The following is a 26,373-nucleotide window of genomic DNA, read 5'->3' on the forward strand; positions in this document are numbered from 1 at the left end:
TCTACTCTCCGGTGTGATGTGTGGGGGCGGTGCTGATGTCAGTGGTGCCGGTCCGCGCGGAACCGACCCGGGTGGCCAGTACAGCGCTCAGCGCGATGCCGATCTTGCGCGGTGTCGTGACCCGGATGCGGGTGCGCAGCAGGTCGCGCGGATCCACCGCCGCCATCTTGGCGGTGAGCGCCGTGAACAGGTCGGTGGCACAGAGCACGGCGGCGCGGCTCGGGCGCGGAAGGTGCCGGATTCCGGCCCGGGCGAGGGCCAGATCCGCGTTGATATCGGCGATGATGGCGTCCCGGTCGCGCGCGGTCAGCAGGGCGACGTTGACCCCGGGGAAGTAGTTTCTTCCGCGCGCCTCAAGGTCGTCGCCGAGGTCGCGCAGAAAGTTGATCTTCTGAAAAGCCGCGCCGAGGGCTCGGGCGGAAGCCACGATCTCCGGCCGGGCGGGATCCACCGGGGTGTCCGCGCAGAACACCGCGGTACACATCAGGCCGATCACCTCGGCCGACCCGAAGATGTACTCGGCGATGCTCTCCCGATCGTGCACGCTGCGTGCCAGATCGGTCCGCATCGAGGCGAAAAAGGGGCGGGTGAGCTCGGTACCAAATCCCGCCCAGCGGGCGGTCTGGGCAAACGCGTGCACCACGAGGTTGCTCGAAAAGCCGGTGTCCATCGCGTGCTCGGTTTCGCGTTCGAGGTCGTCGAGGGTTGCCGCGCACTCGTGGGTGGACAGGCCCGCGCTCTGCCCGGGGCCATCGACAATCTCGTCGGCGACGCGCACCAGCGCATAGATTGCGGCGATCGGATCCCGCTTTTCCCGGGGAAGGAGCCTGCTGGCCGCGCCGAAGGATGACGAGTAGCGGCCGAGCAGGTGCACGCTGTTTTCTGCGGCCACCGCGTTATACAGTTCGATTCCGGTGTCGGGTGTTCGTCGTTGCTTGCGCGCGGGCGCTCGCGAGGGCAACGGGTGGGCGGGTACCTGCTGGGGTTTAGACATCGCGCTCCTCCAGGTCGGCGATGACCGCGTCGAGATACGCGCGGAGCCGCGGGGGCAGGGCAGGGTCCTGGACCGCGGAGCGTGCGCGGTCGAGCGCGGTGGTGACCACGGCGTGGTGGCGGTCGCGCACGCCCGCTCGAATCAGGGCCTCCTGCACTCCGGCCCAGTGCGTGGTTGTGTGGGCATCCGGGGTCGTGGTGAGCGCCGAGATCAGCGGCCAGGCATCACTGGCCCGCGCCAGCGAGAGCAGTGCGGTGTTCTTTCCCGATTCGAGATCCGCGGTGATGCTCTTACCCGTGCGGGCGCTCTCGCCAAACACGCCCAGGTGGTCATCCTGCAGCTGGAAGGCGAGGCCGAGGGCCCGGGCCACGGCGTCCAGCGCGCGCAGGAGGTTTCGATCCGCCCCCGCGAGCACAGCCCCCGAACGCAGCGGCACCGAGAACGAATAGCTCGCGGTTTTGTGCTCGGTCATGGTGAGGATGCGGGTGATGGGCGGGGTGCCGGGTGGCAGGGCCGCAAGCACCACATCGGCGTGCTCGCCACCCGCCGTTACGTGCACGGCCTCGTCGAAGAGATCCAGCAGGTTCACGCGCACGTCGGCGGGAACATCGAGCAGCGCCAGCTGTCGCTGCGCCGCGGTGAGGAGGAGATCGCCCCCGATGATCGCCGAGGCCTCGGCGTCGCGCCGGGCACGGGCGGGGTCGCTGTGTCGTCGCGGATGGCTCGCGAGTAGGTTTCCGGTCACGTTGGGGTGGCCGCGGCGCACCAGGTCGCCGTCGATGACGTCGTCGTGCACCACGAAGGCGCCGTGCAGCAGTTCCTGGGCCACCGCGGTGAGAATGACCGAGTCCGGCACCGCCAGCGCATCCTCGCCGGTGCGCAGCGCCAGATAGGCACCGAGTACGAGGCGGGGACGCACGCGCTTTCCTCCGCGCAGGGCATCGCCGAGGGCATCCCAGAGTGGCGGGTAGGAGGGATCCATCCCCGTGCTGCGCTCACGCCCAGCGGCCAGGATCGCGGACATGCTGTCTTCGACCTGGCCGATGAGGTGAGTGACCCACGCATCGATGGCGGCCGACGGGAGGCCGGCCGATTCCGATACCGGGACGTCCGGGGTAAGCGACGACGTGGTCGTCTGAGGGGAGTGCGGTGATGCTGGTTTTTCGGGTGCTACCGGGGAGGTGAGCTGAGAGTTGGGTGTGTTCTCGCTCGGGCAGTGCTCCGCCGATTCCCGTCCCTGATCCGGGCGAGCATGCCCCGTATCGCGTGCGATATCGGGACTCGGGCTCAGCGTGCGGGTCAGTGTGTGGACAATCGGTGGGTTCATCGCCGTACCTCCCTGTTTAATAACTAGCTAGGCTAGCTAATGAAGTCACGGTATCATGAAAATGCGATTCAACGCAGCGAAACCCGGTGAGGAAACATGGCACCCAACTACTGGTATCCACCCGATGTGGCCCCCGATCCGGCACCCGAGGTCGGCTCCGTCGTGGGCACTGAGGCTGTCCCTGACGCTAGCGCCGCGGCCGGCACTGAGGTTGGCACCGACGTCGTGACCAATGCGGTGCCTGATGATGAGGCTAACGGTGCGCCTGACGAAGAACCCGACGGGAACGCTCAGGGGGGCGCGGTCGGGGTATTGCGTGCGCTGCGCCGCTGGCGGGAGTGTGATGAGTCGATGCGGCGAGCCACGCGGCGCGATATGGGGCTCGGCGAGACGGATATGGCGGCGCTGCGCTATCTAATCGCGTCGGCCGGGCGAGATGAGTCGGTCACGGCGAAGCGTTTGGCGGAGCACCTAGGGATTTCTTCGGCGTCAACCACGAAGCTGACCGATCGGCTCGAGGCTTCGGGTCATCTGCGACGGCTGCCGCATCCCGATGATCGCCGTGCCATCCTGCTGGAGGTGAGTGAGCGCACCCATCGCGAGGTGCGCAGCACCCTGGGCGGCCGGCACGAGCGAATGTTTGCCGCGGCGAACGCGCTCTCCGATAGTGAGCAGGTGGCGGTGATCCGTTTCCTGGATCGCATCGGCGCGGGTTTGCGTGAGGACGACGTGGCCGTCACTGTGGCCGCGGGGCCGACTGCGGGTTCGACTGCGGGTTCGCCCCAGGCGATACCCGTGCCTGTTTCTGCCCCGGGCACCGCGGGTTCGGCTGCGGTTCCTCAACCCGGAACCTGATTTCTGGCCGGGTGGCTCCCGGCGGGCGTCTAGTCTTCGCTGCTGTCGGCGAGGAGGTGCCGATATTCGGGGTGCTCGGCGAACCAGCCGCGCACGTACCCGCAGGTGGGAATGATGCGGTGGGTGGGGTCGGCGGAGATGGCCTGAACCGCGTGTTCGACGAGGGTGGCGGCGAGGCCGCGCCCGCGCTGGGAGGGATCGGTGTAGCTGTAGGTCAGGTACGTGAGGGCGTCGCGTTCGGTGTAGGCGAGCGTGGCGTGGATGTCTCCGTCTTCGCGGAGTTCGTAGCGTGAGTGTTCCTGCGAGCGAGTGATGTCCATCACCTCAGCCTAGGCCGCTCGGGGGTTTCGGGCTAGGGGTGTGCTTTGGCTTGCCCTAGGAGTGGGCGTCGGGAAGCTGGTCGAGGTAGCGCATGATGACGCCCTCGCGCAGCGCCCACGGTGAGACCTCGAGGGCGGGGGCGTCGAGTGCGGTCATGGCCTCGCGGAGTACGATTCCGCCGGCGGCGATTTGGAAGGCGCGGTCCTCGGTAATGCCGGGGAGCGCGTGCCGTGCGGTGGCGGGGATCATGGCGATGCGGGGCACCCAGTCGGCGAGCCGTTTGAGGCTGAGCCGGCTGCGTGAGTCGGAGCTCTCGCCGCTGCTGCCGGCGAGTTTGGCGAGTGAGCGAATTGTTTTTGATGATCCGACGATGTGGTCGGGGGTGCCCTGTTCGAGGAACCGGGGGAGCACCTCGGTGATGACGCTGCGGGCGTGTTCTGCGAGGCTCTGGGTCTGTTCCGCGGTGGGCGGATCGCTGTGCAGGTGCGACACGGTGGTGCGTCCGGCCCCGAGGGGGAGGCTGACGGCGATGTCGGGCATTTCGTCGGAACCCTGGGAGATTTCGAGGGATCCGCCGCCGATGTCGAAGACGAGGATGTTGCCGGCGGACCAGCCGTACCAGCGCCGGATCGCGAGGAACGTGAGCCGGGCCTCCTCCTCGCCGGTGAGTACCTGGAGGTCAACGCCGGTTTGGCTGAGGATGAGGGCGAGGGTTTCGGGGCCGTTGGTGGCCTCGCGGATGGCAGAGGTCGCCATCGGCAGGAATGCGTCGAGGCCCGCTTCGTCGGCGATGCGGGCGGCGGCGGAGACCGCGTCGATGAGCGCGGCCACGCCCTCGTCGCTGATGCGGCCGTCGGGGCCGATGTATCGCATGAGGCGGAGGACGGACTTGTGGTCTGTCATGGGGATGGGGCCGGCTCCGGGGTGGGCGTCCACCACGAGGAGGTGGACGGTATTTGAGCCAACATCGAGGACACCGAGACGCATGTGCTCACAGTACAGGACGACCGCGGACCGGGATAGGTGACGGCGGCATTCGAAACCGAAAACCGGTATTAAATCCGGTCGATCCGACATTACGAATAAACATCAGTCGTTCGGGGGACGCAAAACTGGTTTAAACAGCGTTAGCATGAGGCTCTGCGGAGTTGCGCCCGCTACTGAACCCCTCAAGATTTTGCTTCCATACCAGGATGGTTTTAATGCTCGTTCGGCTTTTACTGCGATATTCGCGCCCCTATGTCGGGTGGATCGTGGCCGTTGTGATTTTGCAACTGGTCGCGACCCTCGCCGCCCTCTACCTGCCCAGTTTGAACGCCCAGATTATCGATCAGGGTGTGGCCAAGGGCGATATTGATTTCATCTGGTCTACCGGTGCCACCATGCTGTGGGTGTGCCTGATCCAGGTTGTTGCCGCGGTTGGCGGCGTCTACTTCGGCGCGAAGACAGCGATGGCCGTGGGCCGGGATCTGCGCCGCGACGTGTATGGTCGGGTGTCGAACTTCCGGGCTCAGGAGCTGGGGCGTTTTGGCGCGCCGACCCTGATCACCCGTGGGACGAACGACGTCCAGCAGGTGCAGATGCTGCTGCTGATGACCCTGAACTTCATGGTGTCGACGCCGATCATGTGCGTGGGCGGTATCGTGATGGCTCTGCGTGAGGATGCCGGGCTGTCGTGGCTGGTTTGGGTTTCGGTGCCGCTGCTGGTGGCCGTCGTGGGATACCTCGTGACCCTGCTGATGCCGCTGTTCCGTTCGATGCAGGACAAGATCGACGGCATCAACGGTGTGCTGCGTGAGCAGATCATCGGTATTCGCGTCGTACGGGCGTTTGTGCGAGAGGATTTTGAGACCGCTCGTTTTGGCGATGCGAACCACGCCCTGACCCGGGTGTCCCTGAAGGTCGGTTCGATCTTTGTGCTGATGTTCCCGTTGATCGGAATGATCCTGCACCTGGCGACCGCGGCGGTGCTGTGGTTTGGCGGTCACCGCGTTGACGTGGGTGACATGCAGGTCGGGTCGCTGACCGCGTTCCTGCAGTATCTGCTGCAGATTTTGACGGCGGTCATGATGGGTACCTTCATGGTCATGATGATTCCGCGTGCGGTGGTGTGTTCGGAGCGCATCGGTGAGGTGCTGGATGTGGAGCCGACCATGGCCGAGCCGGAGGCTCCCGCAACGGTGTCGGACCCGCGCGGTGTGGTTGAGTTCCGCGATGTTGGATTCGGATATCCGGGTGCGGAGAACCAGGTGCTGGAGGGTCTGTCGTTTACGGCCGAGCCCGGGCAGACCACCGCGATTATCGGTTCGACCGGTTCGGGTAAGTCGACGCTGCTGAGCCTGATTCCGCGCCTGTATGACACCGCGCAGGGTGAGGTGCTGATCGATGGGGTGCCGGTGACGGAGTACACCCGGGCGCAGCTCTCTGAGCGGGTGGGGATGGTGCCGCAGCGCCCGTTCCTGTTCTCGGGCACGGTGGCCAGCAACCTGCGCTTCGGTGATGAGGCCGCGAGCGAGGAGAAGCTGTGGCAGGCGCTGAGCGTGGCTCAGGGTGCGGAGTTTGTGCGGGAGAAGGAGCACGGTCTGGAGAGCCCGATTTCTCAGGGCGGTACCAACGTGTCCGGTGGGCAGCGGCAGCGGTTGTGCATTGCGCGCACGCTGGTGGCGGAGCCCAGGGTGTATCTGTTTGATGATTCGTTCTCGGCTCTTGATGTGACGACCGATTCGAAGCTGCGGGCCGCGCTGAAGGATGAGATTCGCGATGCGACGGTCATTATTGTCGCGCAGCGCGTGTCGACCATCACCGACGCGGATCAGATCTTGGTGATGGACGATGGCCGCATTGTGGGCCGTGGCACCCACGAGGAGCTGCTTGATTCCAGCGAGACGTATCGAGAAATTGTGAACTCGCAGTTGAGCGCATCGGAGGTGGCGTAGCTCATGGCACGGAAAAAGAGTAACGGTGACACGAGTACCACGGTCCCGCTGGCCGAGGAGAGGCTTGAGGAGGAGCTGTTCGACGAGCGCGAGCTGAATGCCGGCTCGAGCGATGACATGTTTGGTGGCGGTGCGCCGCCCAAGAAGGCGAAGGCGTTCTGGCCCTCGGCGAAGCGACTGATGGGCCTGCTGGCACCCGAGCGCTTGGGGGTGTCCATCGTTGTTGCGATGGTAGTGATCTCCGTGGTGCTGGGTGTGATCGCTCCGAAGATTCTGGGCCAGGCGATGGACGTGATCTTTGGTGGCGCGATCGGTGCCTCGATGCCGGCTGGCGCAACCAAGGAGCAGGTCATTGCCGGGCTGGTGGCTTCGGGGGATCAGTCTCGTGCGGACATGCTGTCGAAGATCAACTTCACCCCGGGTACGGGAATCGACTTTGTAAACCTCAGCCGACTGATCTTTATCGTGTTGGCGATGTACCTGATTTCGTCTTTCTTCATGTGGGCGCAGGGGTACATCCTGAACAAGCTCGTGATGAAGGTTGTCTACAACCTGCGTCGCGATATCGAGACGAAGCTCAACCGTCTGCCGCTGAACTACTTTGATACCCGCCAGCGCGGTGACCTGCTGTCGCGGGTGACCAACGATGTGGATAACATTCAGAATGCGCTGCAGCAAGCCTTTGCGCAGATGATCCAGGCGGTGCTGACGATTATCGGCATCGTGGTGATGATGTTTATTGTGTCCTGGCAGCTGGCCCTGATCGCGCTGGTGGCTCTGCCGCTGTCGGCGATCGTGGCCGGTGTGATCGGGACGCGCTCGCAGAAGCTGTTTGCCGCGCAGTGGAAGAACACCGGCGCGCTGAACGGCCACATCGAGGAGTCGTTCTCCGGGCATGACCTGGTGACGCTGTTTGGCCGCCAGAAGGACATGCTCGTGGGCTTTGATGAGCGCAATGAGTCGCTGTTCAAGGCGTCGTTTGGTGCACAGTTCATCTCGGGCATCATCATGCCGGCGATGCAGTTTGTGTCGTACCTCTCGTATGTGGGTATCGCCGTGGTGGGTGGCCTGCGCGTGGCTACCGGCTCGATGACGCTGGGTGACGCCACCGCGTTCATTCAGTACTCGCGTGAGTTCACCAGCCCGATCGGTCAGCTGGCCGGTATGGCCAACATGCTGCAGTCTGGTGTGGCGTCGGCGGAGCGCACCTTTGAGCTGCTGGATGCCGAGGAACAGAGCGAGGACAACACGACGGGCACCCTGCCCGAGCGGGCCGAGGGCCATGTGGAGTTTGAGCACGTGACCTTCTCGTACAGCGAGGAGACCAGCCTGATTGAGGATCTCTCGTTCGAGGCCGAGCCGGGGCACACGGTTGCGATCGTGGGACCGACCGGTGCGGGTAAGTCGACCCTGGTAAACCTCGTGATGCGCTTCTACGAGCTGCAGGGTGGGCGCATTCTGGTGGATGGCACGGATATCACGACGGTCCCGCGTCAGGAGCTGCGCTCCAAGGTAGGCATGGTTCTGCAGGATGCCTGGCTCTTCGAGGGCTCGATTCGAGACAACATTCGCTACGGACGCCTGGACGCCACGGATGAGGAGGTCATCGCGGCGGCGCAGGCCACGTTTGTGGACCGGTTTGTTCGTCAGCTGCCGGATGGCTATGACACGATTCTGGATGATGCCGGATCGAACGTGTCGGCGGGTGAGAAGCAGCTGATCACGATCGCGCGTGCCTTCCTCGCACAGCCCTCGCTGCTGATTCTTGATGAGGCGACGTCCTCGGTGGATACCCGGACGGAACTGCTGGTGCAGCAGGCGATGGCCGCGCTGCGTAGCGACCGCACCTCGTTTGTGATCGCGCACCGGCTCTCCACCATCCGGGATGCCAACACGATCCTGGTGATGGAGTCGGGTCGAATCGTGGAGCAGGGCTCGCATGAATCGCTGCTGAAGGCTCGCGGTGCGTACTACAACCTGTACATGTCGCAGTTCTCCGGTGCGACCGCCGCCGAGGAGGAGGTTGATCCCCTCTTGGTGACCGCTACCGGCTCGATTCCGGTGCAGCCCTCCGCCTAGCGCGAAGGACCCGCTCGGGCCGCTCCGGTGTGGAGTAGCCCGAGTCGCCTCAGACGGGGCCGTGTGATGTGGATGTTTCCTCACACGGCCCCGTTTTGTGTGGGTGGCCGCGTTGTGTGCGCGGGCAGGGTGAAAGTTCATTTTCCGAACACCCCCTCGTGGGTGAGGAGGGCGTGTTTGATATCGGGGCCGGCGACGTGGCCGCCGAGCGTGCCGTCGGAGAGGATGACGCGATGGCAGGCGAGCACGATGGGCAGCGGGTTGCGGGCGCAGGCGGCACCGGCGGCGCGGGCCGCACGCGGCCGGCCTGCCGCCGCGGCGAGCTCGCTGAAGCTGATCGTGTGGCCGTAGCGAATATGGGAGAGCTTGGCGAGGACGGCACGGTGGTACGCGCCGATGGGGGCAAGATCCAGGGCTAGCTCGAAGCGCTCTCGAGAGTGCTCGATGTATTCGCGCAGCTGATCGCATGCGGCACGTAGGTGCGCGGAAGACTGCGTCGGTGCACGCTGGAAACCCCGCGTGAGTTCGTCGAGATCCGGGACGGGGCGCACCGGCGGAGACTCGGGCACGCGGGAGAGGCTGCCGCGAGAGGGATGATCGCCGAATCGGACGCGGAGGAGACCGTCGGGGGAGGCGAGCAGGATCAGGGGACCCCAGGGGGAGTCCACGGTGGCCTCGTCGAGATCGAGGGCCCGGGGCTCTCCGTCGGCGCTGTCGAAACCACGCTCTCGAACGCGATGCTCCCGAGACTTCGCTTCCTCGGGGCTCCCGGGGGCCGCGGCGGGTGCCTGCGTGCTCAAAACGCCGGAGGGCTCGTCTAACACCGCCCTGCCCTCTGGGCCCGCGGCGGCGAGCTGCGAGTGATAGCGGGAGCGGAACCGCTGATCGCGAATGAGCTGATGGAGCAGGAGGGAATCTCGAGAGCGCAGCCGAGGCTCGCGGGCATCGATACCCGGAGCTGATACCGGACCCGGAACCGGCTGTGAAATCGGAACCAACACGGGTGCCTGCCGGGGTGGGTCGGGTTCCGCGATGAAGCGCGGGCGGGTTGTGGCCGAGGTTCTGCGCATGAGTGCCCCCTGTCGTGGAGCTGCGGGGTACCTGCGCCCGGTTCGCTCCGTGATGGTTGTGAGGGCTTCAGTCCATCAGGGAGTGGGTATGCCTATCGGGTTCGCGGACAATCTGTGGAGAACAACTCTCGCTGTGCCCAGCTGGGGATAAACACCGTGCCGGCTACTCGGCCTCGTTCGCGCGCGTGGCCGCGTGGGCCTCGCCGGCGCGGACGGCCTGGGCGTACTCCTCGGCGCTGAGTCGCCCCACCACGGAGTGTTTGCGGGAGTATGCGAGGTACCAGACAATACCGATTGCCATCCAGATGACAAAGACGATCCAGGTGCTGGTACCGAGGCTGATCATGAGGCCCACACAGCACAGGAAACCGAGGATCGGGACCACCGGATAGAGGGGCACCCGGAACGTGCGCGCCTGGGTCGGCCGGGTGCGACGCAGGTAGATCACCGCGAGGTTTACCAGGGCGAACGCGAACAGCGTGCCGATGCTGGTGGCGTCGGCGAGCTCGCCCAGCGGGATGAGGGCCGCGGTGATCGCCACGGCGATACCGATGATGAGGGTGCCGGCAACGGGGGTGTGGCTCTTGGCCGAGATGCGCTGGAAGACCCGGGGAACCATTCCATCGCGGGCCATGCTCATCAGGATCCGGGTTTGCCCGTACAGCACGGTGAGCACAACGCTAGCAATAGCGATGACGGCACCGATTGCCATGACCAGGGTGATCCACGGCGTTCCGGTGATCTCGTCGAGGATCGCCGCGAGGGTCGGGCCATTATTCGTGAATTCGGTCCAGGGATGGGCACCGATCGCGGCGAGGGCAACCAGAATGTAGATCACCGTGACGATACCGAGGGAGAGCAGGATCGCGCGGGGCAGATCGCGCCGTGGGTTGACGGCCTCCTCGCCCGCGGTCGAGGCGGCGTCAAACCCGATGTAGGAGAAGAACAGGCGCGAGGCGGCGGCCGCAATGCCGGCGGTACCCATCGGGGCGAGCGGTTCGAGGTTTCCCGAGTTGAACGCGGTGAAAGCGATACCGATAAACATCAGCATGGTTGCGATCTTCAGCACCACCATGATGGTGTTGACCGTGATCGATTCGCTCGTCCCGCGGGCGAGCAGGAACGTCGCGAGAAGGACGATGGCCGCGGCCGGGAGGTTGATGATCCCGCCGCCATCGGGCCCCGCGACGAGCGCCTGCGGCAGCGTCCAACCAAACACCCCGAGGGCGTCGTTGACATATTCGCCCGCACCGACCGCGACGGCGGCCACCGATACCGCGTATTCGAGTACGAGGCACCATCCACACACCCAGGCGAGACCCTCGCCGAGCGTCGCGTACGCGTAGGAGTAGCTGGAGCCCGACACGGGCACGCTTCCGGCCATTTCGGCGTAGGAGAGCGCAGACAGCATCGCGGTGACTCCGGCGACGATAAACGCGATCCATACCGCGGGCCCCGCCATGGGGACCGCGGTGCCGAGCACCACAAAAACGCCCGTACCGAGGGTCGCTCCGATGCTGATCATCGTGAGCTGCCAGAGCCCGAGGCTGCGCTTGAGCCCGGGGGAGTCTCCCGAATCCGCCCCGGGCACATCGATGGGGCGCCGGCGGGCCAGCTGGGTGGCCAGGGCGGTGCGGGGATTCGAGGAGCTGCTCACAAAAGTCCAAGTCGTGAAGGAAAACGAAGAAAACTCAGTCTTGCAGGTTTTTCCCCACTCGCCGAAATTCAGTCGGGCATCGCCCGGCCCGCAATTAAAAACGCCCCGGTGTGCGGCTCCGAAGAACCTCACACCGGGGCGTAAAGCGCGGGGTGTTAGTGCGCCATCGGCGCGGCACCCTCCGGCAGGTCAGCCGGCTTGCGGATGAACGGTCCGATGATGACGGTCGCGGTGGCGATAAAAGCACCCACCAGGAACGCCTGCGATACGCCGGCGGTCGTGGCCAGGGCCGGAGTCGCACCGGTTTCGAGCTGGGCGGCCACCTGGATCGACATGATCGTGATGAACAGGGCGGTACCGACGGCACCGGCCACCTGCTGCACGGTACCGACGATTGCACTCGCGTGCGAGTACAGCGACGGCTTGACCGATCCCATTGCCACGGTGAACAGCGGGGTGAACATCAGCGCGAGGCCGAAGCTCAGCACGATGTGAGCGGCGAGCAGTACGTACACGGTGGTGTTCGGGTTGATCGTGGAGAGGAACCACATGGTGGCGCTCATGATCAGCGTGCCCGGGATGAGCAGCGGCCGCGGGCCGAAGCGGTCAAACAGGCGACCCACGAACGGCGCCATCAGACCCATCACGAGGCCACCGGGGAGCATGAACAGGCCGATTTCGACGGTGTCCATGTCGAGGGCGGATGTCATATAGATCGGCAGCAGCACGATGGTGCCAAACAGCGCGGCCATCGCCACCACCATCATCAGGATGCTGACGGTGAAGTTGGCGGAGGTGAAGGTGCGGAGGTCAAGCAGGGCCTGGTCGCGGCGCTGCAGGAAGAGCTGACGCACGATGAACGCGGCCAGGCTGAGGGCACCCACGACCAGCGAGATGATCAGGACCAGCCCGCCGTCGGTGGTCTCCTCGGAGATGCGGCTGATACCGAAGATCAGGCCACCGAAACCGAGGGCCGACAGGATGACGCTCAGCACGTCGAGCGGAACAACGCGCGGTTCGGTGACGTTGCGGATGCTGCGGATACCCACGATCAGCATGATCAGGGCGATTGGCAGAACCAGCCCGAACATCCAGCGCCAGGAGAAGTAGTGCAGGATCAGGCCGGAGAGGGTCGGACCGATTGCCGGGGCAACCGAGATCACGATCGAAACGGAGCCCATCATGCGGCCGCGCTTATCGGCCGGGACCAGCGTCATCAGGGTGGTCATCAGCAGGGGCATCATGATCGCGGTACCGCTGGCCTGGACAACCCGGCCAATCAGGAGCACGGCGAACCCGGGGGCCACCGCGGCGATCAGGGTTCCGAGGGAGAAGAGTGACATCGCGGCGATAAAGACCGGACGGGTGTTGAAGCGCTGCAGGAGGAAACCGGTGATGGGGATGACGACGGCCATCGTGAGCATGAAACCGGTGGTGAGCCACTGTGCGGTGGCGAAGGTGATTCCGAGATCGGTGGTGAGCGCGGGCAGGGCCACGCTCATGATCGTCTCGTTCAAAATCACCACAAACGCGGCGGCGATCAGCAGCGCGATGACCCGATTATTGCGTCGGGTGGTTGCGACCTCGTCGGAGACGGGTGTGGTGGTTACAGATGACAAAAAGACTCTTCCTCTGGGGATTGCGGGGATATCAAGGGATCTAACCGAGGCACCGGTCGTTTCATTCCGCGCCGCGGTAACGGCCTGATGAACGATTGGCGTGTGCGCGGTTTCCGGGCGGGAGTGCCCGGATCGGTATCGTGGAGGTATGAGACTACTGCATACCTCCGACTGGCACGTCGGTCGCAGCTTCCACGGGGCGAGCACCCTGGCGCATCTGGAACGGGTGCTGGAAGAACTGAGCGCCATCGTGGTTGCCGAACGGGTGGACGTGGTGGTGGTCTCGGGAGACATCTTTGACACCGGCACCCCTTCCGCGCAGTCGTATGCCAGTCTCGGCATGATCCTGAGGGAACTGCACCGCACCGGCGTGCGGATTGTGCTCACCTCGGGCAATCACGACTCCGCGCAGCGCCTCGGTTTCCTCGCCGACTTCGCCGCCGATGCGGGGGTGTACGTGCGCACCGACCCGGAGCGCCTGGACGAGCCCATCGAACTCAGCGACGAGCACGGGCCCGTCCTCATCTATGGCATTCCCTATCTGGAGCCCGCGCTGCTGCGCTACCGCTATCCCGATGCCGATTTGCGCGGTCACGAGCGTACCCTGCGCTTCGCGATGGACCGCATTCGCGCGGATATCGAGAGCCGCCCGGCGGCGCGCACCGTCGTTGCCGCCCACGTGTTTGCCACCGGAGCGCACGGCGGCGATGGGGAGCGTGACATTACCGCGGGCGGTATCGAATCGGTTCCGCTCGACGTGTTTGACGGTGTGGACTACGTGGCCCTCGGCCACATTCACGGTCGCGCGACCCTTGCGTCACACATCCGCTATAGCGGCGCCCCGCTGCACTACTCGTTCTCCGAGGCGAATAAGCCGCGCGGGGCCTGGATCGCGGAGCTGGATGCGGGCGGCCTCGGCGAGGTGCGCTGGGTGGACCTGCCGATCCCGCGCCCGCTGAGTATCCTGCGCGGCACCCTGGAAGAGATTCTCGCCGACCCCGCCCACGAGGCGGTGCTCGATCACTGGATCTCGGCCCGGCTGACCGATCCGGTGCGCCCGCTCGATCCGATGCGCCGCCTGCAGGAGCGATTCCCGTTCGCGGTGACGCTCGAACACGAACCCGAGGGGGTCATCCCGGACAGCGGGGAAAACTACTCGGCGCGGGTGCGCGAGCGGGCGGACGATGAGATCATCGCCGGCTTCCTCGAACTCGTCCGCGACGGCGTGGGGCCGGACGATGAGGAACGCGCGCTGATCACCGACCTCATCCGCACCGAACAGGGCCGGGGGCTCGCATGAAAATTCACCGACTGAGCATCACGGGATTTGGCCCATTCCTGGACACCCAGGAGGTCGACTTCGACGCCTTTGAGGCCGAGGGGCTGTTCCTCATCGCCGGAAAAACCGGGGCCGGGAAGTCCTCCATTCTGGACGCCATCTGCTTTGCCCTGTACGACGGCGCCCCGCGCTATGACGGTGCCCCGGGCAAGCTGCGCAGCGATCACTGCGGGCCCGGAGACCCAACCGTGGTGGAGCTCGAGTTTTCGACCGGGGGCGAGCGCTATCGGGTGCTGCGCTCGCCGGGATATGACCGGCCTAAGGCGCGCGGTACCGGGACTACTCGGCAGAAGCCGACCGCGGAACTGTGGATTCAGCGCCCCGATGGCTGGGAGGCGCTGTCCGCGCTGCCGCGCGAGGTGGGTCAGATGCTCTCCGATATCGTGCGGCTCAAGCGCGAACAGTTCCTGCAGGTGATCCTCCTCGCCCAGAACCGCTTCGGCGAGTTTTTGCGCGCACAGAGCGAGGATCGCCTCAAGCTGCTGCGCACGCTCTTTGGCACCGCCCGGTTCGAACGCTATGAGACCGATCTGTTTGAGCGCATGCGGGCGGCCGAGGGGACGATCAGCGTGCGTAAGCAGGCTGCCGATGCCCTGGCGGAGCGTATGCGTGATGCGCGGCCGAGTCCGGAGGCGGTTTCCGAGCCGGTCGATGGCGAGGCGACGCCCGGATACTTCGCGGGGCAGGACATGCCCGCGGTGCCCGATCCAGAGTGGTACGCCGGTGCCCGCGGGGCCTCCGCGGAGTCGCTGAGGCGGGTCACCGCGGCATTCGAACGGGTGGAGACCGAGGCGCGTACGGCGCGCGAGCGGCTGCGCGAACGCGAGGGGGTGCGCGAACGTCAGGAGCGTCTCACCCGCGCCCGGGAGGAACACGCCACCCTGCTGGCGGATTCCGACGCTATTGCCGGGTTGACGACCGAGGCCGCCGCTGCGGAGCGTGCCCTGCGGGTCAGCCCCGCCCTGGCGGCTCGGCGCGCGGCCGCGGCGGTGCAGGCCACCGCCGAGAGGGTGCACGGTGAGTATGTGGAGCAGGCCCAGGCCGAGGCCTTGGCCGGCAGCATGACGTCGCTGAATGATTCTGACCAGAATGATTCGAAGCTGAACGAAATGCTTCTGGGGGACGCCGCGGCGGGTGCCGAGGCCCTCGCCGCCCTCGCCGACCTCCGCACCCGGGCGCTGGGCCGCCTGGAGGAGGAGGAGCGTGCCGCCCGGGAACTTCCGCGTCTGCGCGGTGCCCTCGATACGGCAACCGTGGCCTCCACGAGCGCCGAGGGCGCGCGAGACGCCGCGGTATTGCGGGCCGAGTGCGTGCCCGCGGATCTCGCCCTGGCACGGGACGCGCGTGGGCGGGCCGCCCTGATCGCCCAGAACGCCCCGGCCCTGCGCGCCGCGACGGAGGCCCTGCGGGTACGACGTGCCGCCCTCACCGAGCTGGAAGACCTTGCCCCACGGATTGACGCCGCGCACGAGCTGGCGAGGGAGGCCGCGGATGCCCAGGCTGCGGCGGCCGCCCATCAGCGCGAGATTCTGCGCCGTCGCCTCGCGGGCTTTGCCGGGGAACTCGCCGGCGATCTTGAGCCGGGCGAGCCCTGCCCGGTGTGTGGCAGTACCACTCATCCGGCCCCCGCGGTTGCGGAACCGGATGCCGTGGGAGAGGGGGACGTGCAGGCCGCCGAGGAGGCCGTGACGCGCGCCGCCCAGACCCTGAGCGGCGCGACCAGCCGTCTCGCCGAGGTGGAGAGTACCCGGGCCGCACTGCGGGAGCGGGTTGCCGGGGATGCCGTGCCCGTCGTGGAAACGCACGAGCTGGCGGACCTCGCAGGCACCGCGTCGGTGCGGGAACGCCTGGATGCCGCGAGCCGCGAGCGCGCCGCCGAGCGCGAGGCGGCCGAGGCCGCCCGTGCCGAGCTGCCCGAGCTGGACGAGGCCATCGCCGCCCTGGAGGAGGAGCAGCGTCTCGCTGATCAGCGCATTCGGGACGCACGCGATGCCCTCGCGAGTGCCGAGTCCGCCGCCACCGAGGCGCGCACCGCGCTCACCGCGCTGAGCGAGCGCGTCGCCACGGCCCATGCGGGCTTTGACTCGCTGGGCGAGGCCATCGAGTCGGCCACGCATGCCCGTGATCTCGCGCAGAACCGTGCCCGTTCGACGGCGGATCTGAGTCGCGCCCGCGAGAGCGTTGCGGCAGCCCTCGAGGCCGAAACCGCGGCCCTGATCGAGCACGGATTTTCCTCGGCTGCGGCGGCCGAGGAAGCGGTGCGTCCGGATCTGGAGCGCCTGCGCGAGCGGATCCGCCGCCACGATACCGCACTGGCCGCCGTGGCCGGCCGCCTGAGCGAACCGGACCTCGCGGACCTCCCAGACACCCTGGTCGACCCGGAGGCCGAGCGCGAGGCCGCCCGCGTTGCCGATAGCGCCCGCGATACGGCCGCCGAGCTTCGTCACGACGAGCGTAGCCGGCATCAAACCCTGGAAACCCTGCTCGATCAGCTGGCGGGTTCCCAGGCGGATATCGCCGCCGAACTGGCCGCGTTTGAACGGCTGAGGGCGCTCACCGTGGTGGTGCGCGGTGGCGAAAACAACGCGCGTCGCATGCGCCTGGAGAGCTTCGTGCTGGCGGCGGAGCTGGAGGAGATCGTGCGTGCCGCAAACCTGCGCCTGCAGGAGATGAGCGGCGGCCGGTTCCGGCTCGAACACGACGATGCCGTGCAGCATGGAAAGACGCAGTCCGGCCTCGGGCTGGCGATCTTTGATGCCTTCACCGGTGCCACCCGCTCGCCGCTCTCGCTCTCGGGCGGGGAATCCTTCCTCGCATCGCTCGCGCTGGCGCTCGGGCTCTCCGAGGTGGTGACCCAGCGCGCGGGCGGGATCACGCTCGACACGCTGTTCATCGATGAGGGCTTTGGCTCGCTCGATGCCGAGACCCTGGATGTCGCGATGGCCACGCTCGATGGGCTGCGCGCCGGCGGACGTACCGTGGGAGTAATCAGCCACGTGCCGGCCATGCAGGAGATGATCCCCTCCCGCCTCACCGTGACCGCCACGGCCGCCGGACCGAGCCGCATCACGCACTAGCCCCCGCGGTTTTAACCCCCGTTTAAGAACCGCGTTTTTTGACGCGACTTTCGGAGAAATACGCCCCAATCTGATCCATCGTTTCCCCTAGTCTCGGAGCGTGGCACCACCCGCCACGATGCCAGAAGCCCCACACCCCGGGGCCGGAACGAAGGATCAGCGTGGATACCGACATTCGAGAGCACCGCCGCCGCTGGCTCGCCCAGGAGGCGGCCGCCGACCGAATCGTTTCCCGGGTGGGGGCGCTGTATCGCACGCACGGGGTGGTCACCTCACTCGGTGGGCGTCGCCTGATCGGGCTCGCCTCGATCGATGTCCTCGGGACGATCACCCGTACCGCCGTGCACCCGGACGACCTCACCGGGGTCGACCGTGAGCTCGCCGATCTCGAACTCATTCTGGATGCCCTGACCGAGATCGAGCCCGGCCCGGTCTCGCTCGATCTCACCGCGCTGAGCGCGGGCTGGCGCCGCGAGGGCGGCACCGATCCGGTGCGGCACCTCCGCGCGGCCCTTGATCTGCCCGCCGGGGTCTCGCCCGCTGCCGGTGCCGGGGAACAGCGAGATCACGGCGAGGCGCGAGACGTGGTGCTCTATGGTTTCGGCAGGATCGGTCGAATCCTCGCCCGCCTTCTGATCACCCACGCGGGCGGCGGGCACGGCCTGCGCCTGCGCGCGATCGTGGTGCGTCCGGGTGGCGAGAACGACCTCAAAAAGCGCGCCAGCCTGCTGCGGCACGACTCGGTGCACGGCGATTTCCCCGGTACGGTCACCGTGGATGAGGCGAACTCCTCGATCCTCGCCAACGGCACCCTGATCCGGGTGATTTCGGCCGCTGACCCCGAGAGCATCGACTATGCGGCGCTCGGAATCCACGATGCCATCATCGTGGATAATACCGGCCGCTTCCGCGACGCCGCGGGACTTGAGCGTCACCTCGCCGCCCCGGGTGCCGGCCGCGTGCTGCTCACCGCCCCGGGTCGCGGCGCGATAAAAAACGTGGTTTTTGGCGTCAACGACGACACCATCACGGCCGAGGATCGCATCCTCTCGGCGGCCTCCTGCACGACCAACGCGATCACCCCGGTGCTGCGCGTGCTCCAGGACGCCTACGGGGTGGATCACGGCCACGTTGAGACCGTGCACTCGTTTACCAACGACCAGAACCTGATCGACAACTTCCACACCGGGGATCGCCGCGGCCGATCGGCCGCCCTCAACATGGTGCTCACCGAAACCGGTGCCGCCACCGCGGTGGCCAAGGCCATCCCGGCACTCGCGGGTAAGCTCACCGGCAGCTCGATCCGGGTGCCCACCCCCAACGTCTCACTCGCGGTGCTCAACCTCGAGCTGGAAACCGCGACCACCCGCGACGAGGTGAACGAGCGCCTGCACCGCGTGGCGGCGTCCTCGACCCTGCGTCAGCAGATTGACTTTGTGGCCGAACCCGAGCTCGTCTCGAGCGATCTCGTGGGTTCGCACCGCGCCGGCATCGTGGATGGACTCGCCACGATCGTCCGAGACAAGAACCTCATACTGTACGTCTGGTATGACAACGAGTTCGGTTACAGCTGCCAGGTCATGCGTGTGCTGGAGCGCATGGCCGGGGCGCACCCGCGGGTTCTGCCCGCACGGGTGCCGGCCTAACCGATCACTCGCCGCGCGCAACGGCGAACGGCCCCATCCCCCTGACAGAGAGGGGGGATGGGGCCGACAATCCCTTAACGCGAACTCGAACGCGAACGCTGCTAGCGCAAGCGCTAGACCGCGGCTACCGCGCGAGCGCCACCCTGCCACAGGGCGTCGAAGGGTGCGTTGGAGGAAACCCGGGCGGCGATGCCGGCGGTCACAAAGTCCTTCGCGGTGCGGGCGGCCTCGAGCGGGGTGGCACCCTTGGCGAGCTCGGCGGTGATGGCCGCGGCCAGCGAGCAGCCGGCACCGGAGACGGCAACCTCGCCCACCTTCGGCGCGCTCAGGAACTCGGTGACGGTGCCGTCGTAGAAGACGTCCACGGCGTCGGCACCGGGGATGCGCACGCCGCCCTTGGCGAGCACTACCGCACCCGAGATGTCGTGGATGATCTTCGCGGCCTCGGCGAGGTCTTCGACGGTGTTGATGGTGATGCCCGAGAGCGATTCCGCTTCAAAGTGGTTCGGGGTCACGAAGGTGGCCAGGGGGAGGATGTCCGCCTTGAGTGCCTGGTCGGTATCGAGGGCATGGCCGGGTTCCTGGCCCTTGCAGATCAGCACCGGGTCGAGAACGATGTTCTTCCACTCCTGGTTCTGCAGTGCGGTGCGCACGGTCGAGATGGTGAGCGGGCTGCCGAGCATGCCGATCTTGACGGTGTCGAGCGAGCCCGCGTAGCAGGTCTGGATGGCCTCGAGCTGGTCGGAGATGACCCCGGCGTCCACGGGAACGAAGCGGTGGTTCCAGTTGTCCTTCGGGTCGAACGAGACGATGCAGGTCAGCGCGGTAATGCCGTACACACCGAGTTCCTGGAAGGTCTTGAGGTCGGCCTGCGCGCCGGCACCGCCGGTGGCTTCGGATCCGGCAATGGTCAGGGTGATCGCGGGGCGCGGGGCATTTTCGAAAGACATGGGTCCATGGTAGTCGCGTCAACCAAGCCAATTTGAGTCAAAATCCAGGCCAATTAGGAGGAAGTGGACGGCGTGAATCGAGCGGTCAGCGCCAGCCGAAGCGCCCGGGTTGGCTAAATAACGGCCGATTGTACGGCGATTCGTTACGCTGTTATTTATGACTACCGTAGAGAAATCTCCGCCGTTTAGTCGCTGGGTCTTCTGGCCCGCCGCGATCATCGTGGTGCTGTTTGTGGCGTTTGCAATGATCGCCCCGGAGTTTGCCGAATCAACATTCGCCTCCATTCAGTCCACGATTGTTAAGAACTTCAACTGGTACTACGTCCTCATTGCCGCCTTCTTCGTGGTGTTCTGCCTCTGGATGGGCTTCGGAAAGTTCGGCGATATCAAACTGGGTAAGGACGATGACGAGCCCGAGTTCTCGCTCGGTTCCTGGTTCTCCCTGCTGTTTGCCGCGGGTATGGGAATCGGCCTCGTCTTCTATGGCGTGAGCGAGCCGCTCAGCCACTTCGCGAATCCACGCCCGGGTGTCACCGGCACCGACGTGCAGGTCGCACAACAGGCCCTCTCGCAGACCTATCTGCACTGGGGCGTGCACGCCTGGGCCATCTACGTGGTGATCGGGTTGGCGCTCGCCTACGCGATTCACCGCCGCGGTCGCCCCATTTCGATTCGCTGGGCACTCGAACCGATCCTCGGGCGAAACGTCCGTGGCGGGTGGGGAAACCTCATCGACGTGATCGCCCTGGTGGGCACCATGTTCGGCGTGGCCACCTCGCTCGGTTTCGGTGTGCTGCAGATCGGTGCCGGCCTTGAGCACGCCGGCCTGTTCAAATCCACCGACTTCAGCAACGTCATCATCATCGTGGTGATCACGGGAGCGGTGCTCTTCTCGGTGCTGTCGGGCGTTTCGAAGGGCATGAAGTGGCTCTCGAACACGAACCTGATTCTCGCCGCGATGCTGGTGCTCTTCATTCTTATCGTCGGTCCGACGCAGTTCCTGCTGCGTGACTTTGTGCAGTCGATCGGTAACTACCTGCAGAACTTCATTGGGCTCTCCTTCAACGTGTCGGCGTTCTCCGGCGCCGAGGGTGAGGCCTGGCAGGCCTCATGGACCACGTTCTACTGGGGCTGGTGGATTTCCTGGGCACCCTTCGTTGGTATCTTTATCGCCCGCATTTCCCGTGGCCGTACCGTGCGTGAGTTCATCACCGGTGTGATCCTCGTACCGACGCTGATCACCTTCCTGTGGTTCAGCGTGCTGGGCGGCACCGCGATCTTCCAGGCGCTGAACGGGGGTGGCGGCCTGATCGGCCCGGGCAATACCGTGGATGTCGAGGGTGCGCTGTTCCAGATGCTCAACAACCTGCCGGGCGGTTCGGTGCTCACGATCGGTGCGATCATCCTGATCGCGATCTTCTTCGTGACCTCCGCCGACTCCGGTGCCCTGGTGATGGGAATGATCGCCACCGGCGGTCAGGCCGAGCCGCGCAAGTGGATTCGCGTGTTCTTCGCCTGCAGCTCCTCGCTGCTCGCGATCGCGCTACTCCTGACCGGCGGTTTGGAGGCGCTCAAAACCGCTGCGATCATCATCGCGCTCCCGTTCTCGGTCATCATGCTCGGTATCTGTTGGGCCACGGCCGTCGCGTTCCGGCGCGAGATTCGGGCGTACGAGAAGGCCCGACGCTCGGCCTTTGTTAACCAGATCGGTGACTACTACGGTCTGGAGGTCGATAAACCGCTCGAGCAGGCCCCGCTCACCCGATTTGGTGCGCGGTTCCTGCGCCGCCGGCGTGGACTCCCGCAGGTGCGCGTCGCCACCTCGGCGATCGATATCGTGGCGCAGTCTCCGGCGGATGCCGGGGTTTCCGTGAGCCACTCCGAGGCCGACACCGAGTACGACGTGGCCCACGAGCCGGGCTCCCCGCCCGGGAAGCCCCAGGCCTAGTCGTCGGCATCGCTCACATGCCGGGAGGGAACACCCTCCCGGCATGTGTCGTTTCCCGGGCCGCGGTTCCGAGCGGTGAGCGGGGCGCGGACGATTCCGTGTCGCGGCGAGCCGTTCGGTAGTGTCGGAGGTGGGGCCGTCGCTTCGGGCGACCCGGAGGGGACAAAACCATGGTTGATGCCCGCATTCGCGCCACGCGCGCGGCGCTGGATGATGCGATTATCGCGCTGGCCTCGGCCGAACCGCTGGGCGGGCTCACGGTCTCACAGATCACGGCCGCCGCGGGAATCAACCGTGCCACGTTTTACCGGCACGCCGAATCGCCCACCGACCTGCTGGCGCGCGTGCTGAGTGAGGATCTGGATCAGATCCGTGCCGATGACTGGGATCGGCGCACGGAGCGCGCGAACGGCTCGCTGCTCGGCCTGATCGGGGAGTCCGTCGAGCAGGTGGCCGATCACGTGGAGCGTTTCGCGCTGGTGTATCGGCACGCGTTTGCCGAGCCCACGAGCGGTGCCGCCCGTTATGTGCTGATCAATCACTTCACCGAGTCCTGCGAGCGGCTGCTCGCCACCGGCGATTCCGGCCTGGTTCCGCCGATCCCGCCGGCGCTGATCTCGCGGTTCCTGGCCTACGGATTTACCGGGGCGGTGGATGCCTGGACGGCGGAGGGATCCACAATTTCGCGCGCGGAGTTTGTGGCGGGGGTGCACGCGCTGTTTCCCGCCTGGTGGAGCTAGGGGAGGACCCGCTCGGGCATTTGGGGCCGGGAGCTCGCAAGACCGGCGTGTTCGGTCTTGTATTTGTGCGACAAGTGTTGCTTAATTAACGGGACGGTCACCCACCGTTGACAGGATCCCTGTTGTCGCATCATCCCGGGTCAAAGCCGACCCGAAAGTGAGGAAACCCCATGAAAGCCGCCATCATCGAGGCAGTTGGCCAGCCGTTTGTTATTCGCGACGTGGACATTGCCGAGCCGATCGGACGCGAGGTCACCGTGCAGGTGAAGGCCAGCGGCCTCTGCCACAGCGACCTGCACGTGGCCGAAAACGATTTCGGATACCCGCTGCCCGGCCTGCTCGGCCACGAGATCTCCGGAATCGTCGCGAAGATCGGCCCCGACGTGACCGAGTTCGCCGTGGGCGACCACGTCGTGGCCTGTCTGGTCGGCCACTGTGGCACCTGTGAGGCCTGCCGCGCCGGCCGCTCCTACGAGTGCTACAACCCGACCTTCGTGCAGCGCACCGCCGACCAGGAGCCGCGCTACAGCCTGGATGGCCAGCCGGTCTTCGGGTTCATGGACATCGGCGGTTTCGCCGAGCAGGTCCTGGTCCACGAAAACAACCTCGTGGTGGTCAATGAGGACATCCCGTTCGAGAAGGCCGCGCTGCTTGGCTGCGGCGTCGTGACCGGCGCCGGTGCGGCGATCAACTCGGCCGCCGTGCGCGTGGGCGACACCGTGGCCGTGATCGGTTGTGGCGGCGTGGGCCTCTCGGCCGTGCAGGGCGCGGCGATCGCCGGTGCCCGCCGCGTCATCGCGATCGACCTGCAGCCGGCAAAGCTGGAGCTGGCCAAGAAGTTCGGCGCGACCCACGTGGTCAACCCGGCCGACGGCGACGTGGTGGAGCAGGTCAAGGCCCTCACCGACGGACGCGGCGTCAAGCACTCCTTCGAGGTCATCGGCCTCAAGGCCACCGCGATGCAGGCCTACGACATCCTCGCCGTGGGCGGCACCGCCTACCTGATCGGCATGCAGAAGCCCGGCACCATCCTCGAGATCGACCCGATCACCTCGATGCTGCCGATGCAGAAGGGCCTGCGCGGCGTGGTGATGGGATCCACGAACTTCAAGCACGACGTGCCGATGTTCGCCGACTTCTACACCCAGGGCCGGTTCAACCTCGATGACCTGGTCTCGCAGACCATCTCACTTGAGGAGATCAACGAGGGTTATGAAGAGCTGAAGAAGGGCAGGGTGGCGCGCAGCGTCATCGTCTTCTAGGCGCTTGGCCTAGCCGAAGTACAGCTCGATTCCCGACCCCGTACCCGCAATGGGTGCGGGGTCGCTTTCGTGCGTGCCGAGAACGGTGATCCCGGTGCGGGCTCGCAGCCCCGCCCAGTACTGCGCGTTTGAGTGCGCGTGGTCGGTGTTGACCGAGGCGAGCAGGGCGCGCGGATTGCGCTCGGCGTACCACTCCGCGTCGGGCCCGTCGTCGCCGCCGTGGTGGGGGAGCAGCCAGAGGGCCTGATCGAGCAGCCCCGCCGAGTCTCGCTCCAGGATGTCGTCCCAGTGCGAGCCCTCACCCGCGTGGTCGCCGGCAAAGATGACGGCACCCTCGCCCGCCCCTTCCTCGCCCGAGCCCGACACAGAATGCAGCACGTACACCGCGGATTCGGCGTTTGCCGCCTCGGAGATCTCATCGGCCAGCGCCTCGAGGGCGGGCACATCGGCGTCATCCTCACTCAGCTCGCCGATCGCGGCCACGAGAGCGGGGGTATAGGGGGTGTCGCCGGGCACCGGAAAGACGCGCGTCAGGCGCACGGCCCCCGCCCGCCACACCTCGGTGGGAGCCCCCGGATCGGCGGGCACAATCTCGCTGCCGGCCGCCCCCAGCAGGGCGCTCAGCTCGGCAAACTCCCGCAGCGACTGCAGCTGGCCGTCCGGGGTATCGACGTGGGCATCCGCGCGGAACCGTGAGCGGCGGGCCGCCCCCATCGGCGGGTGGGCGATCGCGGGGTAGGGGAGGTGGGCGCGCGCCACGGTGAAGTGTCGGGCCACCTCGACGAGCCCCTGCACGTGATCGCGGTGCAGGTGGGTGAGGATGAGGTCGTCGATTCGGGTGATGCCGTGGGCGCGCAGCCAGGCGAGGGGGTCGGTGCGCACGGCATACTCGCGGCGTGCCCCGCCATCGATCAGGATCACGCGATCCTGTGCCCGGATGACCGCGCAGGACCCCTGCCCGACGTTGAGGACGTTCACCCGCACGCGGGCAAGACTGCCGGTGGTGCCGCCGGCTGAGCCATCGGTGTGGGCCGGTTCGGTGTGGGCCGGTTCGGCGGGTGCGGCGTGTGCCGGTGCAGCGGATGCGGAGCGCGGGTTCATCGGGTACCTTTCACGGTCGTGATCCCAGTGTGGCGAGGCCGGATGGCCGCGAGGTAAACGGGTCGTGCGGGGCCAAACGCGGGTTTGGCAGGAGCGAACCCGAGGGTGCGTCTGCCGCGTCAGGGCGGGGGAGCCGGCCGCCCGCGCCTGTGGGTACTTCCCCCGTGCAGGTGGCGTTCACACCCATGTTTGCCGCAATTCATGTGGATCGCCTGATGCCCCGGGGCGACGTTCTGGTCCACTGGGTGTCGAGCGCGACGGGCGCGCTCCACACCCCTTGGGAGATCACCATGCAGAAAACTCGACTTCGCGCGGTCGTCGCGATCGTGGCCGCCGCCACGATCGGGCTCACCACCGTTCCGCAGGCCGCCTATGCGGCCAGCTGGAGCCGCACCGCAAAGTATGAGCGCTGGACCGGCTTCAACGCCCTCGAACGCGGTCAGGGAATCGCAAACGACGGCACCTACTTCTACTACTCGGGCCCCTACAGCCTGGTGAAGGCGACCATCTCGAACGATCACGAGGTTGCCGATAACAACTTCGCGATCCCCGCGGATCTCGCGAACAACTTCAAGATCAGCCACATCGGCGACATCGCCTATCACGACGGTCTCGTGGTGGCCCCGCTCGAGGACGGCAAGAACGGCTACCAGAACCCGCTGCTCGCGCTGTATGACGCAAACAACCTGAAGTACACCGGTCGCTACGTCAAGCTGCCGCTGGACACCCTGCCCGGCGGTGCCCCCTGGGTTGCGGTGGATGCCGCCGCGGGTCTGGTCTGGGTTGCCCCCTGGACCCAGAAGGTAGAGGACGGCACTGACCGCCTGATCGCCTACCGCCTGAACGACCTGCTGACCGCCGCCCCCGGCGCCACCCTCGAGGTGGACCGCACCGTGAAGCTCTCGCGTCCGCTCAGCCGCATCCAGGGTGCGACCATGTACAACGGCGAGCTCTACGCCTCGGTGGACATCACCGGTGACAAGTCGGTGTACTCGATCAACACCGTGACCGGTGCCGTGAACTGGCAGTTCAAGCAGGATGTGGAGCCCAAGGATGAGGTTCAGGGCATCACCGCCGTGGACCTCGGCCCGGCCGGTGGCCAGCTGCACGTGCTGAACGTGGGCTCGGGCATCAAGTCGATCTTCATGTACCTCCAGCACTACACCGTCTCCGGTCAGTAGTCCGCGGCCCCTCGCGCCCGGGGTTACCCACCGCAGCTCGCGGCGGGTAACCCCGGGCGTTTCGTTTTCGTCGGGTGCGCAGGGTGGGGCATTCGGCCGAGAAAACGCTGGGAGCGAGGTGACGCTGTGCGGTAAATGCACGGGGGCGTTCGGCACCGCCGAATCCCGACCCCGTGGCTTCATGCGACGTTCACCGTGCGGACCGGAACCGTACCCGGGCCGGGTCTGGGAGCCGTGTCACTCTGTTTTGCGAAGGCGATCCCCCGTTCGC

At 66.4% G+C, this 26,373-nt stretch carries 19 protein-coding genes; 10 read left to right on the top strand and 9 right to left on the bottom strand.

Translation table 11 applies throughout. The annotated features are described in order from the left end of the window. Position 1: 1 nt before the first annotated feature. Both D9V32_RS16160 and D9V32_RS01405 read right to left on the bottom strand, forming a co-directional pair. Positions 2 to 994, bottom strand: coding sequence for a phytoene/squalene synthase family protein (locus tag D9V32_RS16160; protein WP_183086122.1), 993 nt, complete (start codon positions 992 to 994; stop codon positions 2 to 4). Next, on the bottom strand, positions 987 to 2,321 hold the full coding sequence (locus D9V32_RS01405) for a polyprenyl synthetase family protein (protein ID WP_121647106.1): 1,335 nt from the start codon (positions 2,319 to 2,321) through the stop codon (positions 987 to 989). Before D9V32_RS01405 ends, D9V32_RS16160 begins: the two co-directional genes overlap by 8 nt. A gap of 96 nt (positions 2,322 to 2,417) precedes the next feature. Here D9V32_RS01405 and D9V32_RS01410 point away from each other — a divergent pair, with 96 nt between their 5' ends. Further along, positions 2,418 to 3,176 (top strand): MarR family winged helix-turn-helix transcriptional regulator, encoded by a 759-nt coding sequence (locus D9V32_RS01410; RefSeq protein ID WP_121647107.1) that lies wholly within the window; start codon positions 2,418 to 2,420, stop codon positions 3,174 to 3,176. A gap of 29 nt (positions 3,177 to 3,205) precedes the next feature. Here the strand turns inward: D9V32_RS01410 and D9V32_RS01415 are convergent, their stop codons facing one another. Together D9V32_RS01415 and D9V32_RS01420 are read right to left on the bottom strand one after the other, a co-directional pair. Continuing rightward, on the bottom strand, positions 3,206 to 3,496 hold the full coding sequence (locus D9V32_RS01415) for a GNAT family N-acetyltransferase (protein ID WP_121647108.1): 291 nt from the start codon (positions 3,494 to 3,496) through the stop codon (positions 3,206 to 3,208). A gap of 55 nt (positions 3,497 to 3,551) precedes the next feature. Beyond that, a complete protein-coding gene (locus D9V32_RS01420) occupies positions 3,552 to 4,484 on the bottom strand; it encodes a Ppx/GppA phosphatase family protein (protein WP_121647109.1) in 933 nt (310 codons plus the stop codon). Between the two features lie 215 nt (positions 4,485 to 4,699). Here D9V32_RS01420 and D9V32_RS01425 point away from each other — a divergent pair, with 215 nt between their 5' ends. Both D9V32_RS01425 and D9V32_RS01430 read left to right on the top strand, forming a co-directional pair. Continuing rightward, positions 4,700 to 6,433 (top strand): ABC transporter ATP-binding protein, encoded by a 1,734-nt coding sequence (locus D9V32_RS01425; protein WP_121647110.1) that lies wholly within the window; start codon positions 4,700 to 4,702, stop codon positions 6,431 to 6,433. Positions 6,434 to 6,436: 3 nt separating this feature from the next. Continuing rightward, positions 6,437 to 8,512, top strand: a complete 2,076-nt coding sequence (locus D9V32_RS01430; protein WP_121647111.1) for an ABC transporter ATP-binding protein — start codon at positions 6,437 to 6,439, stop codon at positions 8,510 to 8,512. A gap of 137 nt (positions 8,513 to 8,649) precedes the next feature. Here D9V32_RS01430 and D9V32_RS01435 read toward each other — a convergent pair whose 3' ends face one another. From D9V32_RS01435 to D9V32_RS01445, 3 genes are all read right to left on the bottom strand, one after another. Next, on the bottom strand, positions 8,650 to 9,582 hold the full coding sequence (locus tag D9V32_RS01435; protein ID WP_121647112.1) for a methylated-DNA--[protein]-cysteine S-methyltransferase: 933 nt from the start codon (positions 9,580 to 9,582) through the stop codon (positions 8,650 to 8,652). A 163-nt stretch (positions 9,583 to 9,745) separates the two neighbouring features. Further along, positions 9,746 to 11,239, bottom strand: a complete 1,494-nt coding sequence (locus D9V32_RS01440; protein ID WP_121647113.1) for an APC family permease — start codon at positions 11,237 to 11,239, stop codon at positions 9,746 to 9,748. Positions 11,240 to 11,394: 155 nt separating this feature from the next. Then, positions 11,395 to 12,858, bottom strand: a complete 1,464-nt coding sequence (locus D9V32_RS01445) for a DHA2 family efflux MFS transporter permease subunit (protein WP_245981912.1) — start codon at positions 12,856 to 12,858, stop codon at positions 11,395 to 11,397. A 148-nt stretch (positions 12,859 to 13,006) separates the two neighbouring features. Between D9V32_RS01445 and D9V32_RS01450 the strand changes: the two genes are divergently transcribed. From D9V32_RS01450 to D9V32_RS01460, 3 genes are all read left to right on the top strand, one after another. Beyond that, positions 13,007 to 14,158: an exonuclease SbcCD subunit D gene (locus D9V32_RS01450; protein WP_121647212.1), complete on the top strand. Its 1,152-nt coding sequence runs from the start codon at positions 13,007 to 13,009 to the stop codon at positions 14,156 to 14,158. Further along, entirely contained in the window at positions 14,155 to 17,274 is a 3,120-nt protein-coding gene (locus tag D9V32_RS01455) for an AAA family ATPase (protein ID WP_121647115.1), read from the top strand. The genes D9V32_RS01450 and D9V32_RS01455 overlap by 4 nt, the downstream gene beginning before the upstream one ends. A 161-nt stretch (positions 17,275 to 17,435) precedes the next feature. Then, positions 17,436 to 18,920, top strand: coding sequence for a glyceraldehyde-3-phosphate dehydrogenase (locus D9V32_RS01460; protein ID WP_121647116.1), 1,485 nt, complete (start codon positions 17,436 to 17,438; stop codon positions 18,918 to 18,920). Positions 18,921 to 19,033: 113 nt separating this feature from the next. On the opposite strand, the gene D9V32_RS01465 is transcribed toward D9V32_RS01460, so the two are convergent. Continuing rightward, positions 19,034 to 19,870 (bottom strand): hydroxymethylpyrimidine/phosphomethylpyrimidine kinase, encoded by an 837-nt coding sequence (locus tag D9V32_RS01465; RefSeq protein ID WP_121647117.1) that lies wholly within the window; start codon positions 19,868 to 19,870, stop codon positions 19,034 to 19,036. A 157-nt stretch (positions 19,871 to 20,027) separates the two neighbouring features. Between D9V32_RS01465 and D9V32_RS01470 the strand changes: the two genes are divergently transcribed. The 3 genes from D9V32_RS01470 (at position 20,028) to D9V32_RS01480 (ending at position 23,820) form a co-directional block, all read left to right on the top strand. Beyond that, complete coding sequence (locus D9V32_RS01470; RefSeq protein WP_121647118.1) at positions 20,028 to 21,818, top strand: BCCT family transporter; 1,791 nt, start codon at positions 20,028 to 20,030, stop codon at positions 21,816 to 21,818. A 170-nt stretch (positions 21,819 to 21,988) separates the two neighbouring features. Continuing rightward, entirely contained in the window at positions 21,989 to 22,558 is a 570-nt protein-coding gene (locus D9V32_RS01475; protein WP_121647119.1) for a TetR/AcrR family transcriptional regulator, read from the top strand. 170 nt (positions 22,559 to 22,728) lie between these two features. After that, entirely contained in the window at positions 22,729 to 23,820 is a 1,092-nt protein-coding gene (locus D9V32_RS01480; protein WP_121647120.1) for a Zn-dependent alcohol dehydrogenase, read from the top strand. A gap of 9 nt (positions 23,821 to 23,829) precedes the next feature. Here the strand turns inward: D9V32_RS01480 and D9V32_RS01485 are convergent, their stop codons facing one another. Further along, positions 23,830 to 24,921: a ComEC/Rec2 family competence protein gene (locus D9V32_RS01485; protein ID WP_121647121.1), complete on the bottom strand. Its 1,092-nt coding sequence runs from the start codon at positions 24,919 to 24,921 to the stop codon at positions 23,830 to 23,832. A 290-nt stretch (positions 24,922 to 25,211) separates the two neighbouring features. Here D9V32_RS01485 and D9V32_RS01490 point away from each other — a divergent pair, with 290 nt between their 5' ends. Further along, on the top strand, positions 25,212 to 26,102 hold the full coding sequence (locus D9V32_RS01490) for a hypothetical protein (protein WP_147440363.1): 891 nt from the start codon (positions 25,212 to 25,214) through the stop codon (positions 26,100 to 26,102). Positions 26,103 to 26,373 lie beyond the last annotated feature (271 nt).

The sequence above is a fragment of the Mycetocola tolaasinivorans genome, from assembly GCF_003667565.1.
GTDB lineage: Bacteria > Actinomycetota > Actinomycetes > Actinomycetales > Microbacteriaceae > Mycetocola > Mycetocola tolaasinivorans.

Excerpts from the sequence above, each read along its gene's own strand:
- D9V32_RS16160 (WP_183086122.1), bottom strand. The coding sequence starts at position 994 with ATGTCTAAACCCCAGCAGGTACCCGCCCACCCGTTGCCCTCGCGAGCG.
- D9V32_RS01405 (WP_121647106.1), bottom strand. The coding sequence starts at position 2,321 with ATGAACCCACCGATTGTCCACACACTGACCCGCACGCTGAGCCCGAGT.
- D9V32_RS01410 (WP_121647107.1), top strand. The coding sequence starts at position 2,418 with ATGGCACCCAACTACTGGTATCCACCCGATGTGGCCCCCGATCCGGCA.
- D9V32_RS01415 (WP_121647108.1), bottom strand. The coding sequence starts at position 3,496 with ATGGACATCACTCGCTCGCAGGAACACTCACGCTACGAACTCCGCGAA.
- D9V32_RS01420 (WP_121647109.1), bottom strand. The coding sequence starts at position 4,484 with ATGCGTCTCGGTGTCCTCGATGTTGGCTCAAATACCGTCCACCTCCTC.
- D9V32_RS01425 (WP_121647110.1), top strand. The coding sequence starts at position 4,700 with ATGCTCGTTCGGCTTTTACTGCGATATTCGCGCCCCTATGTCGGGTGG.
- D9V32_RS01430 (WP_121647111.1), top strand. The coding sequence starts at position 6,437 with ATGGCACGGAAAAAGAGTAACGGTGACACGAGTACCACGGTCCCGCTG.
- D9V32_RS01435 (WP_121647112.1), bottom strand. The coding sequence starts at position 9,582 with ATGCGCAGAACCTCGGCCACAACCCGCCCGCGCTTCATCGCGGAACCC.
- D9V32_RS01450 (WP_121647212.1), top strand. The coding sequence starts at position 13,007 with ATGAGACTACTGCATACCTCCGACTGGCACGTCGGTCGCAGCTTCCAC.
- D9V32_RS01455 (WP_121647115.1), top strand. The coding sequence starts at position 14,155 with ATGAAAATTCACCGACTGAGCATCACGGGATTTGGCCCATTCCTGGAC.
- D9V32_RS01465 (WP_121647117.1), bottom strand. The coding sequence starts at position 19,870 with ATGTCTTTCGAAAATGCCCCGCGCCCCGCGATCACCCTGACCATTGCC.
- D9V32_RS01470 (WP_121647118.1), top strand. The coding sequence starts at position 20,028 with ATGACTACCGTAGAGAAATCTCCGCCGTTTAGTCGCTGGGTCTTCTGG.
- D9V32_RS01475 (WP_121647119.1), top strand. The coding sequence starts at position 21,989 with ATGGTTGATGCCCGCATTCGCGCCACGCGCGCGGCGCTGGATGATGCG.
- D9V32_RS01480 (WP_121647120.1), top strand. The coding sequence starts at position 22,729 with ATGAAAGCCGCCATCATCGAGGCAGTTGGCCAGCCGTTTGTTATTCGC.
- D9V32_RS01485 (WP_121647121.1), bottom strand. The coding sequence starts at position 24,921 with ATGAACCCGCGCTCCGCATCCGCTGCACCGGCACACGCCGCACCCGCC.
- D9V32_RS01490 (WP_147440363.1), top strand. The coding sequence starts at position 25,212 with ATGCAGAAAACTCGACTTCGCGCGGTCGTCGCGATCGTGGCCGCCGCC.